10 protein-coding genes are annotated in these 12,448 nt (G+C 51.3%); all 10 read left to right on the top strand.

Features of this window, described 5'->3' with window-relative positions:
- Positions 1-248 precede the first annotated feature (248 nt).
- The 10 genes from I8U19_RS08095 (at position 249) to ftsA (ending at position 12,425) form a co-directional block, all read left to right on the top strand.
- Positions 249-1,751: a UDP-N-acetylmuramoyl-L-alanyl-D-glutamate--2,6-diaminopimelate ligase gene (locus I8U19_RS08095; RefSeq protein WP_198055649.1), complete on the top strand. Its 1,503-nt coding sequence runs from the start codon at positions 249-251 to the stop codon at positions 1,749-1,751.
- Positions 1,748-3,139, top strand: coding sequence for a UDP-N-acetylmuramoyl-tripeptide--D-alanyl-D-alanine ligase (locus tag I8U19_RS08100; RefSeq protein WP_198055650.1), 1,392 nt, complete (start codon positions 1,748-1,750; stop codon positions 3,137-3,139). The genes I8U19_RS08095 and I8U19_RS08100 overlap by 4 nt, the downstream gene beginning before the upstream one ends.
- A 10-nt stretch (positions 3,140-3,149) precedes the next feature.
- A complete protein-coding gene (gene mraY / locus I8U19_RS08105; RefSeq protein WP_033100240.1) occupies positions 3,150-4,175 on the top strand; it encodes a phospho-N-acetylmuramoyl-pentapeptide-transferase in 1,026 nt (341 codons plus the stop codon).
- Positions 4,172-5,542, top strand: a complete 1,371-nt coding sequence (murD, locus tag I8U19_RS08110; RefSeq protein WP_198055651.1) for a UDP-N-acetylmuramoyl-L-alanine--D-glutamate ligase — start codon at positions 4,172-4,174, stop codon at positions 5,540-5,542. Before mraY ends, murD begins: the two co-directional genes overlap by 4 nt.
- A 37-nt stretch (positions 5,543-5,579) precedes the next feature.
- A complete protein-coding gene (gene spoVE / locus I8U19_RS08115; protein ID WP_198055652.1) occupies positions 5,580-6,680 on the top strand; it encodes a stage V sporulation protein E in 1,101 nt (366 codons plus the stop codon).
- 24 nt (positions 6,681-6,704) lie between these two features.
- Positions 6,705-7,817: an undecaprenyldiphospho-muramoylpentapeptide beta-N-acetylglucosaminyltransferase gene (gene murG, locus I8U19_RS08120; RefSeq protein ID WP_033100243.1), complete on the top strand. Its 1,113-nt coding sequence runs from the start codon at positions 6,705-6,707 to the stop codon at positions 7,815-7,817.
- Between the two features lie 111 nt (positions 7,818-7,928).
- Complete coding sequence (gene murB / locus I8U19_RS08125) at positions 7,929-8,837, top strand: UDP-N-acetylmuramate dehydrogenase (protein WP_033100244.1); 909 nt, start codon at positions 7,929-7,931, stop codon at positions 8,835-8,837.
- A 13-nt stretch (positions 8,838-8,850) separates the two neighbouring features.
- Entirely contained in the window at positions 8,851-10,128 is a 1,278-nt protein-coding gene (gene murA / locus I8U19_RS08130; protein WP_033100245.1) for a UDP-N-acetylglucosamine 1-carboxyvinyltransferase, read from the top strand.
- A gap of 138 nt (positions 10,129-10,266) precedes the next feature.
- Positions 10,267-10,998 (top strand): cell division protein FtsQ/DivIB, encoded by a 732-nt coding sequence (locus tag I8U19_RS08135; protein WP_198055653.1) that lies wholly within the window; start codon positions 10,267-10,269, stop codon positions 10,996-10,998.
- A gap of 185 nt (positions 10,999-11,183) precedes the next feature.
- A complete protein-coding gene (gene ftsA, locus I8U19_RS08140) occupies positions 11,184-12,425 on the top strand; it encodes a cell division protein FtsA (protein ID WP_198055654.1) in 1,242 nt (413 codons plus the stop codon).
- The last annotated feature ends 23 nt before the right edge of the window (positions 12,426-12,448 follow it).

Genomic DNA, 12,448 nt, shown 5'->3' on the forward strand with positions numbered 1-12,448 from the left:
AGGATGGAATCTTTGTGATCTCTTTGCAAACAATTTGCAAACAAAATGCAAACGCCAGAATTTGCATAGGGCATGGCCCTTTTGTTTATTGGCGCAGATCCGGTTTTTGGCTGTTCACCGCAGTAGTAGTCATTGGAAGTGACAAAACCAGCAAAGGGGATTAAAATAGGGTATGTGTTATAAACATATGCCAGGTTTAAACCCTGGCATTTTGTCTTGTCTTTTGTATTTCTCAAAGGAGGAACAACATGCTGCTTAAAGAGTTGATCCGACCGCTAATATTACATACGGTGGCGGGTGGAGACCCGGATACCGAGATCACCGGCATCCAGATCGATTCGCGCCAGGTCAAACCGGGAGATCTCTTTATTGCCCTGCAAGGGTTTAACGTTGATGGACACCGGTTTGTCGAGCAGGCGGTGGCCAATGGAGCTGCTGCGCTCATGGTGGAAAAACCGGTCACTGCGCCGGTGCCGGTCATCATGGTTCCGGATTCGAGGCGCGCCATGGCGATCGTGGCAGCAGAATTTTACCGGTATCCGACCGAGGAATTGAAATTGATCGGCATTACCGGGACGAACGGGAAAACGACTACCACCTATTTAATCGAGCAATTGCTGGCCGGCGCCGGCTATAAGTCCGGGGTGATCGGCACCATTCAGACGAAGATCGGCGAGCGGGTTCTCGCGGCGAAAAATACCACGCCCGAGGTCGTCGATTTGCAGAAAACATTTCGGATGATGCGTGACGAGGGTTGTGAGTATTCAGTCATCGAGGCTTCCTCCCATGCCCTCGATCAGGGGAGGACAAGAGGCTGCCGTTTTCATATCGGCGTTTTTACCAACCTGACCCAGGATCATCTGGATTATCACAAGACGATGGAGGAGTACCGCCAAGCAAAAGGGTTGCTCTTCAGCCAGCTCGGCAATCACTATGCTTCCGAACCCGCAGATCATGCCTGTGCGGTGTTGAATGCGGATGATGAAGCTACACCTTATTTTAAGAAAATCACCCCTGCGCAGGTTGTGACCTACGGCATCGAAAACCCTGCGGATGTGAGGGCGGAAAACATTCGCATTACACAGGACGGCACCACTTTTACCCTGAAATCATTCCGCGGTGAAGCGGAGATCAGCTTGAAACTGATCGGCAAATTCAACGTTTACAATGCGCTGGCGGCGATCAGTGTAGCCCTGATCGAAGGCGTTTCCCTGGAGGTGATTCAATCAAGTCTGGCCAATATTCCCGGTGTGAACGGACGCTTTGAACCGGTTTCACTCGGTCAACCGTATACCGTTCTCGTCGATTACGCCCACACGCCGGATAGCCTGGAAAATGCGTTGACCACGATCCGCGAATTTGCCACCGGCAAGGTTTATTGCGTTGTTGGCTGCGGCGGGGACCGGGATCGCGGCAAACGTCCGATCATGGCTGCCATCGCGGCAAAATACAGCGATCTCGCTATTTTTACATCGGATAATCCGCGTTCAGAAGACCCGGATGCGATTTTGTCTGATATGATCAAAGGGATTCCTGCAGATGCTCAGGATCGTTATGTGAAGATCACCGACCGTCGGCAGGCGATCCGCTTTGCCATTGACCGGGCGGAAGTACGGGATATCGTGCTGATTGCCGGAAAAGGACATGAGACCTATCAGGAGATTAACGGAGTCCGCCACGAGTTTGATGATCGGAAAGTTGCGCGCGAAGCGATAATAGCGCGTGAAAGACAAAGTGGGGGAGAAGCATGATTGAACGTACATGTGACTGGATTATCGAGGTAACCGGTGGAACATGGGCGGGCAATGCAGTCGACCGACATCGGATGATTCGCGGGGTGTCGACAGATACCCGTCAGCTTGAGCCAAATCAGCTTTATGTTCCGCTGTGCGGTGAGCGTTTTGACGGCCACCGGTTTATCGACGACGCGATTGAGCGAGGGGCTGCCGCTGCCCTGTGGAGTCAGGATCGGCCTGTTCCGGAGAACCGGGAAATTCCGTTTATTCTCGTCCCGGAACCGTTGCTGGCCATGCAGCAGCTGGCGGCGAGGTATCGTGAAGAGAGCGGGGTCAAGGTGGTTGCCGTAACCGGGAGCAACGGCAAAACCACGACGAAAGATCTGATTGCAACGGTCTTGTCCGTTAAATATCACGTGCATAAAACCAAAGGAAACTTAAATAATCATATAGGAGTCCCCCTCACACTGCTGTCCATGCCGGAACAAACGGAAACAGCGGTTGTTGAAATGGGGATGAATCACGCCGGAGAAATCGAAGTTCTCTCGCGGATCGCTCGCCCTGATGTGGCGGTGATTACCAATATCGGCGAATCCCATCTGGAGCATCTCGGAAGCCGGGAAGGAATTGCCAAGGCAAAATTGGAAATAAAAGAAGGACTTAAAGAGAATGGCCCCCTGATTTTTGACGGGGATGAGCCTTTGCTGCGGCAGTTCTTGAAAGAGGATCACCACCCGCAGATTCGCGTCGGCTGGGGGGAAGAGTCGGACGAATCCCCGGTGGACGTTCAAATCGAAGGCGTACGGGGAATGAGATTCCGCTCCAGGAAATATCAAACCGAATATTACCTGCCTCTGATGGGCCGGCATAACGTGAAAAACTCCCTGCTGGCGGTTGAGGTGGGCCGTTATCTCGGAATGGCCGAATCAGAGATCCAAGAGGGCCTCGCCGCTGTGAAGCTGACCGGGATGCGGCTGGAACTGAAGCAGGCTGCCAACGGTATGAAAATCATCGATGATTCGTACAATGCCAGCCCGACATCGATGCGAGCGGCGCTGGATCTCCTCAGCGAATTGGAGCCGGGGCTGAAGAAATGGGCTCTGTTGGGGGATATGCGCGAAATCGGGCCGGAAGAGAAAATGTACCATACCGACCTCGGCGTCTATGCGGTGAAAAAAGGAATCGACCGGCTGTACACGCTTGGGGAGCGGGGGAAATGGATCGGGGAAGGAGCCAAATCCGCCGTGCCGGTCCGCCCGATAGTGATAGATCATTTCGATACGATTGAAGAAGCGTCTGATCGTTTAAATAGAGAAGGAAACGGCGATATTCTGCTCTTGGTCAAAGCGTCGAGAGCGGTAGAATTGGACCGTGTCATAAAAAAATTAACAGAAGGAGAGTAGGGGAAGGAATATGGGGGATATCAATATTCGCATCATTTTGGTCCCGCTCGCGGTAGCGTTTGGGGTAGCAGTTATACTGGGGCCGATGATTATTCCGATTTTAAGACGGTTGAAGTTTGGACAAAGCATTCGACAGGAAGGTCCGCAAGCGCATTTGAAAAAAGCGGGAACCCCGACGATGGGCGGTGTTTTGATTCTTACCTCCATTGTTCTGACGGCAATTCCGCTAAGCAGTATTACCCTTTTAAACAGTGATAAGCCTGTTGTGAACGCTGACTTATTTTTTCTGTTATTCGCCACCATGGGATATGGAGTGCTTGGCTTTTTGGATGACTATATTAAAGTGGTAATGAAAAGAAGCCTTGGTTTGACGGCCAACCAGAAACTTCTGGGCCAATTGTTCATCGGTTTGGTGCTGTTCTGGGTTTTGTTGCAGGTACGGACCAACCATGCGCATATCTATATTTTCGATGTGACCATTCCGGGAACGGATTATACGATTCAGCTCAACTGGCTCTATTTGCCGCTTCTGCTTTTGATGATGATCGGCGCTTCCAACGCCGTAAACCTAACGGACGGGCTGGATGGATTGCTCGCCGGTTCAGCGGCTTGTTCCTACGGAGCCTATGCGATTATCGGAATGTTGCAGAGCAACCAGACCGTGGCTATTTTCTCCATTGCCGTTGTCGGCGCCTTGCTCGGATTTCTGGTATTTAACGCGCATCCGGCCAAAGTATTTATGGGGGATACCGGATCGCTTGCCTTGGGAGGAGGAATTGCCGCACTGGCCGTCATTACCAAGACGGAGCTGCTCCTGCCAATTATCGGCGGTGTGTTTGTGGTTGAAGCCCTGTCGGTGATGATTCAGGTCACTTCCTTCAAATTGCGGGGAAAACGCGTTTTCCGCATGAGTCCGCTCCATCACCATTTTGAATTGTGCGGCTGGTCGGAGTGGCGCGTGGTTACCACCTTTTGGTTTATCAGCTTCATTCTCGCTGCAATCGGCGTGGTACTCGAGGTGTTAATGAGATCATGAATGATGCGCAAAACTGGGCAGGCCGTTTTGTCATTGTGCTCGGCCTTGCCAGAAGCGGCGCTGCGGTCGCCAAGCTGCTTCACCGCCTTGGTGCAAAGGTGTTGGTGAATGAGTTGAAACCGCGTTCGGAATGCGAATCCGCAAACGAGTTGGAATCGCTCGGAATCCAAGTGATTTGCGACGGGCATCCCGATGACCTGATTTCGGATGAAGTCGATCTGGTGGTCAAAAATCCGGGTATTCCCTATCGGGCCAAACCGGTGCAACAGGCGCTCGGCAAAGGAATTCCCGTCATTACCGAAGTAGAGATCGCCGGGTTGCTCTCAAAAGGGCCGATCATCGGCATCACCGGATCCAACGGAAAAACGACGACCACCACCCTGGTCGGCCAAATGCTGACGAAGGGCCGGGTGAAAAATACCGTGGCCGGCAATATTGGACAAGCGTTGTCGGATGTGGTGCAAACCATTGAACCGGATGAGTGGCTCGTCGCGGAACTGAGCAGTTTCCAGCTGAAAGGAACCGAACGTTTCGCTTCGAAAATAGCAGCCCTTTTGAATGTGTTTCCGGCCCATCTGGATTATCATCAAACGCTGGAGGATTATATTTCATCCAAACAAAAATTGTTCTTGAACCAGACGAAAGAGGATGTGGCCATTTTTAATCTGGAGAACGAAATCTGCCGTCAGGTTGCAGCCGATTGTCCCGGCCGTGTTTATTGGTTCAGCCGGTCCCGGGAGGTGGAGCGGGGCGTATTTGTATCGTCCGGCATGATCACGGCCAGAATGGATGAACGGGAATTTCCCGTATTGCCGGTCAGCGAAGTGGCTCTGAAAGGGACGTTTAATCTGGAAAATGCGCTGGCGGCAACCGCGATCAGCCTGGCGGCCGGTTGCCCGGTTTCGGCAATTGCCGATGTGCTCCGCACTTTTCGGGGAGTAGAGCACCGTCTGGAATATGTTGCGACGGTAAATGGTGTCAGCTTTTACAATGATTCAAAAGCGACCAATGCACAGGCGGCAGCGAAAGCGTTGGAATCCTTTGCCGAACCGGTCGTCTGGATCGGGGGCGGTCTGGACCGCGGCGTCGATTTTAAAGAGTTGGTTCCTGTGTTGAAAGAAAAAGTGAAAGCAATGGTTGCTTACGGGCAGACCAAAGATATTTTATTAGAACGAGGGAAAGAAGCAGATATTAAAGAAGTTTATACTGTGAGCACACTGGATGAAGCAGTTGTCCTGGCAAACCGTCTGGCATCGGCAGGGGACGTCGTTCTCCTCTCACCGGCGTGTGCCAGCTGGGATCAATACACCTCTTTTGAAGAACGGGGAAGCATATTTAAACAAGCTGTGCATAGTCTTCAAATATAAATCGCTTTTCCCAAATCGGTAAGAGGTGAAAACGCCCATGAACAAAAGGAACCTGACTCCTGACTTTGTGATTGTTGCTGCGATCTTGCTGCTTTTGTCAATCGGAGTGCTGATGGTATACAGCGCAAGTGCCGCTTTTGCCTATCACAAATACGGAGATGCGTTTTACTTTGCCAAACGGCAGTTCTTATTTGCGGCTTTGGGCGTTTTCCTGATGTTTTGGATTTCACAAATCGATCCCAGACGGTTTAAAGAGTGGGCTAAACCGGGCCTTATCCTCTGTGTTATTCTGCTGATCATCGTCTTGATCCCCGGCGTGGGGATTTTGCGTAACGGAGCGAGGAGTTGGCTGGGCATTGGAGCTTTCAGCATTCAGCCGTCCGAGTTTATGAAGCTGGCGATGATCATCTTTCTCGCAAAGATGTTTGCCGATCCCGGCTATAAAATCTCCGATTTCTGGAAGGGTTTTTTGCCGGGATTGTTATTGCTGGGGGGAGCCTTTGGCTTAATCATGATGCAGCCGGATCTCGGTACCGGCACGGTTCTGATGGGAACGGGGCTGACGATGATTTTCGCAGCCGGGGCACGAATGAAACACATCTTCGCTTTCATCATGCTCGGCGTTGCCGGATTTGCCGGACTGATTCTGGCTGCCCCCTATCGAATTCAGCGGATTGTCGCCTTTCTCAATCCCTGGCAGGATCCTTTGGGAGCGGGATATCACCTGATTCAGTCCCTTTACGCGATCGGCCCGGGTGGCTTGATGGGGCTCGGCCTCGGGATGAGCAAACAAAAACACTTATATCTTCCTGAACCGCATACAGACTTCATCTTCTCCATTTTGGCGGAAGAGCTTGGTTTTTTGGGTGCCGCAACCGTTGTGATCTTGTTTGCGGTGATCGTTTGGCGTGGAATCCGCGTGGCCATCAGCTCGCCGGATCTGTTCTCCAGTCTGGTGGCTGCCGGCATAACGGCGATGGTCATGATTCAGGCGGTGATCAATATCGGTGTGGTCTCCGGGGCGTTCCCGGTGACAGGGATTACTCTGCCGTTCTTGAGTTACGGAGGATCATCTTTAACACTAACGCTGGCGGCAGTGGGGGTCTTGCTCAATTTTTCCCGGTTTACTGAACGATAAAATCAACTTGAAGGGGGAAAAGTGATGAAACGCATTTTGTTATCCGGCGGTGGTACGGGAGGTCATATTTATCCGGCACTGGCCATTGCCAGAGCGGTAAAAAAACGCTATCCCGAGGTGGAAATCGCCTATATCGGTACGGAAAAAGGATTAGAGTCGCGCATTGTTCCCAAAGAAGGGAACATTCGTTTTTATACTGTGGAAATCCAGGGGTTTAAACGGAGCATCTCTTGGGAAAACGTCAATACGATTCGCAAATTCTTGCGGGCCGTACGGAATTCAAAACAATACATAGAAGAATTTAAACCGGATGTGGTGGTGGGAACAGGCGGTTATGTGAGCGGACCGGCAGTTTACGCGGCTCATCAGCTGGGAATTCCCACCTTGATTCATGAACAAAACGTGGTGCTCGGGCTGACGACCAAATTTTTGTCCCGTTTTGTCGATGTCGTGGCGATCAGCTTGGAAGAATCGCAAAAATATCTGGGACGGGCTCACAGGATTGTGTTTACGGGCAATCCTCGTGCGACGGAAGTGGTGCAGGCCAATGCCGCTGCCGGCCGCAAATCGCTGGGAATCACCGACCCGCATCGTCCGATTATCCTTATTTTCGGCGGGAGCCGGGGCGCCAAAGCGATCAACGAGGCCGTCCTGCAAATGGTTCCGCATGTGCAGGAGATGCCGCAAGCCCATTTTGTATATGTGACCGGTGAAGTTCATTACGAGCAGATCCGGGCGCAAATTCCCGAGATGGAAAATCTGGATGTGAAGCCTTTTATTTATAACATGCCCGATGTGCTGGCTTCGACCTATTTGGTGGTTGGACGGGCCGGGGCGTCGACGATTGCCGAGTTGACAGCGCTCGGATTACCCTCTATTCTGATTCCGTCCCCTTATGTAACCAATAACCATCAGGAAGCCAACGCCCGCTGGCTGGAAGAGCAAGGGGCTTCCAAGATGTTGCTCGAGAGCGAATGCACGGGGGAAAATTTGTGGACCGAAATCAAGCGGTTGGTTGAAAATACGGATGAGCATCATGAGATGAGTGAAGCGGCTCGCCGTCTGGGGCGTCCGCAGGCAGCCGAGGTGTTGGTGGATGAATTGGAAAAAATTGCGTTTGCCGGCATTAACCGATAAGGACGGGGGCTGCATTGGGCTCCCGTCACACAAAAAACACGGCGGCATAAACTATGTTAAACCAGTTTCGGGTGGATTGTATGATTCAGCTAGGATAGGAGGGACAGACTGATGAAACAAATTGTCGAGGAGCTGAAAAACAGCGGAGTAAAAGATGTGCGAGTCAATGAGCCATTGTCCCGCCATACCACCTGGAAAGTTGGTGGTCCAGCCGATCTTTTGATTTATCCGCGGAGCAAAGAAGAGCTGGAACTGGCGATGAAAATTGTATATGAGCATCAGATCCCCTGGCGCGCGATCGGACGCGGTTCCAACCTGCTGGTGCGTGACGGCGGGATTCGCGGCGCCGTTTTCAAGCTCGATGAAGGATTTAACTACCTGCAGATCGAGGGAACAAAAGTGACGGCCGGGGGTGGCTATTCCACCATCCTGCTGGCCTCCATGACCGCCAAGCAGGGACTGGAAGGGTTGGAATTTGCCGGAGGGATTCCGGGGAACGTCGGCGGCGCCGTCTATATGAACGCGGGAGCGCACGGGTCCGAAATTTCCCGTGTTCTTCAGTCGGCCACAGTGTTAAAAGAAGATGGAGAATGGTTGACTCTGACCAATGAGCAAATGGCGTTCAGTTACCGCACGTCCATTTTGCAGACCGGGATCAAGGGTGTTGTGACAGAAGCCACTTTCGAGCTGGCATATGGTGACAAGGAAGAAATTGCTTCGCGACTGGCTCAATATAAGGATCGTCGAAGACAAACTCAACCACTGCAATTTCCATGTGCCGGAAGTGTATTCCGCAATCCGCCGGGGGATTATGCCGGCAGGCTCATTCAGGAATCGGGCCTGAAAGGTTACAGGATCGGCGGAGCGGAAGTTTCCACACAGCATGCAAATTTCATCATCAATCGCGGCAATGCGACGGCCCAGGATGTTTTAAATTTGATCAACTATATCATGGATACAGTGCAGGAAAAATTTAACGTTCGTTTGGAACCGGAAGTGCAGGTGGTGGGTGAAGGGTAACGGAGGTGACACTTTGGAAGGGTTTGTGATCGAAGGTGGTAAACCTCTGTCTGGATCGATCCGCGTTCAGGGCGCCAAAAACGCGGCATTGCCGATTTTGGCCGCGTGCGTGCTGGCGGAAGGCATATTTGAGATCCACGATGTACCACGCCTTTCGGATATTGAGGCGATGTGCCAAATTCTCGAGGCGTTGGGAGCGCAAGTAATACGCCACCAAACGAGCATCCGTGTAAATACCCGCCTGATCAATAACTATGTGATTCCAGATCATTTGATGAGCAAAATTCGTTCTTCGATTTTTCTAATGGGGCCTCTTTTGGCGAGATTGAAGCAAGTCTGCATATCCCATCCCGGCGGTTGCGCGATTGGCAAACGGCCGATTGATATCCACTTGAACGGTTTGAAGCGTTTAGGTGTGCAAATGACCGAAAAAGAGGGCGTGATCCACTGTTATGCCTCGAAATTGATCGGCGATGAGATCGTGTTGGATTTTCCAAGCGTCGGGGCAACGGAAAACATCATGATGGCCGCCGTTTTGGGAGAGGGAACCACTGTGCTGAAAAATGCTGCCCGTGAACCGGAAATCAGCGATTTGCAGGATTTCTTAAATAAGATGGGGGCGCAGATAACGGGAGCGGGCAGCCCGGAAATACGCATTCGCGGAGTGCGTTCTTTGAGGCCGGTCAGCCACACGATCATCCCCGACCGGATCGTGGCTGGCACTCTAGCCGCGGCCGCCGGTGCAACGGGTGGGGAAGTTCTCCTGGAAAATGTCATTCCTTCCCACTTGACCAGCATCATTTTGCATTTGCAACGCCTCGGGATCGAAATCGAACAGGGGGAAAACTCCCTTCGCGTCAGAGGGCCGAAAAGGCTAAGACCGATTCCTGCCATCGCAACCGCACCTTATCCCGGTTTTCCCACGGATATGCAGCCGCAAATGCTTGTTCTGCTGACCCAGGCGGAAGGGATCAGCATGCTGACCGAAACGATTTTTGAATCACGGCTCAAACATGTGGATGAATTAAGAAAAATGGGAGCGGATGTCACGCTGGACAACAACACGGTTTGGGTTCGCGGCGGGAAAAGTCTCAACGGAACCTCTGTCAGCGCAACCGACCTGAGAGCCGGAGCGGCGCTGGTCATTGCCGGACTGGTCGCGCAAGGGACCACGCATATCACCGGAGCGGAACATATTGACAGGGGCTATGAACGCTTCGAAACCGTCATCAACAAACTGGGCGGGATCATGGAAAGAAAAACTGGCTTTTCATCATGCAGTAGCACATGATTTGTGCCGCTGTTTTTTGTGTAAAAAATCTTTTAACGCACTTTTTTTGTGGTAATATATAGGGAAGATTAATTTTTTTTACTACTTAGGGCTTACTTAAGAGTGTGAAGGTGAAGTACGGGAAAGGAGATCTCTACCATGGTTGAGCGTGTGCCCCCTTTTCGCTCACGGGTAGGAAAGAAACGTTCCCCTGCTCCTTGGATGTTCGCTTTCATTTTTCTCTTTTTTACGGGAATGTTCATTGTCCTATTCTTGCGGTCACCGCTGAGTAAAATTGAGCGAATTGACATTGTTGGGAATCATCTGGTTTCTTCAGGGGAAATTCTTCATAAGGCAAAGATTTCCAAAGGAATTTCTTATTTTGGAGTAAACAGAGAACACATAGAGAAAAGTTTGGAAACCATGCCGGAGATTAAAAACGCCACGGTGACCACCACATTTCCCAATCAGATCTACATACAGGTTCAGGAAAAAACGCCCGTAGCCATGTTCCGGTCAAGTGATCAGGAACTTTTTCCCATCCTTTCCGACGGAACGATTCTCCTGAACCGCACGGCTTCGGTGGAAGCGTCTGTACCTGTCTTTGAGGGATGGAAGCCTTCAAATTCGACGTTGAGACAAGCTGTTCTCCAACTGGCCAAACTGCCGGGTAGCATTCGCAGAGAATGTGAGACGGTTCGTCCTGTCTCCGGGCAGGCAGACCAGGTTGAGATTGACAGCAAACGGAAGCATCGGATTTTTGTCAGGGTCCGCAATCTTTCCGAAATGATGCTCTATTACCCTTCCTTTTACAAGCACCCCAGCGGAACGCTTTTTTTATTGGAAAGCGTCTGGTTCATACCGGATCATAAGGCTAAGGAAGGAGCTTAGCGGTGTCATTCTTTTTCTTTAATTGGAAAAATATGCAAGTATAACAAGAAGAAAAATTAGCGGCTTAAAAGGTAAATCTTCCTTGGCTGTTGAATATGGTTTGTAAGTGATTCCTCCCTTTCCCTTAGCATTGCGCATATTGGACTTTAGCACAGTTTGATTCTCGGGCAAGGAGGTGCCCAAGATTGAGCAATGAAGAATTCGTTATTACATTGGATATTGGATCTTTCCAAGTTCGCGTGATCGTGGCCGAAGTTAACCAGGATGGTACCACGCAAATCGTCGGCGTCGGAACTGCCGAATCCAAAGGGATGAAAAAGGGAGCCATCATCAATATCGATCAAGCGGTACAATCCATTCGCGAAGCGGTTGACCATGCAGAGCGCATGGTTGGAATAGAGATCTCAGAGGTATTTGTCGGTGTGTCTGGACATCATGTTTCTTTGCAACCGAGCCATGGGGTTGTCGCCGTCTCAAGCGAAGACAGGGAAATCAGCTTTCACGATATCGATCGCGTCCTGCAGGCGGCACGGGTCATCGCCCTTCCGCCGGAACGCGCCATCATCGAAGTGGTACCAAAACAGTTCATTGTCGACGGTTTGGATGACATTCATGACCCCAACGGGATGATCGGAGTCCGGTTGGAGGTGGATGCCATTATCGTCACGGGAGCGAAAACGATCATTCATAACTTGCTCCGGTGCGTGGAAAAAGCGAATCTAAATATCGCCGGCATGGTGTTTTTGCCGCTTGCCGTCAGCGAGTTGTGTTTGTCCGCCGATGAGAAAAACCTGGGCGTGGTTGTGGCTGATATCGGTGGGGGAACGACGACGATCACCGTCTTCCGGCAAGGGCATCTGGCCGGCACGTCTGTGATCCCCATCGGCGGCGAGTATATTACCAATGATATCGCCATCGGTTTGCGCACCCAGACGACAACTGCGGAAGAAGTGAAGTGCAAATACGGGGTTGCCAGCAAGGATTTTGCTGAGATAAAGGAAACATTCCAGGTACAAACCATTGGCACGACCCGGGAGAGGATTGTAACCCAGATCGAACTGGCTCAAATTATCGAACCGCGTTTGGAAGAGATGTTTCAACTCATCCGCCAGCAAGTGAAAGCGATGGGGTATTCCGATGAACCGGCAGGAGGATACGTTTTGACCGGAGGCGTAATGGCAACCGAGCATATTCTGCATGTGGCACAGAAACAGCTGGGTTCCGCCGTGCGAATTGCCGTTCCGGGAAATATCGGTGTGAAGGACCCGGCCTATACCGGAGGCGTTGGCATGGTTCATTATTTGCAAAAACGCGGGATTTTGCAGCTGAACAAACCCCGATCGGCTCACCACCCTCCCCGGCAGAAAAAACAGCGCGGACCTTCCGCATTCGAAAAAATGAAAAGCTGGTTAAGTGAATTTATCTAGTTCCGATCTATCGGATACAACAG

The organism is Thermoactinomyces sp. CICC 10523 (genome assembly GCF_016055105.1).
GTDB lineage: Bacteria > Bacillota > Bacilli > Thermoactinomycetales > Thermoactinomycetaceae > Thermoactinomyces_A > Thermoactinomyces_A daqus.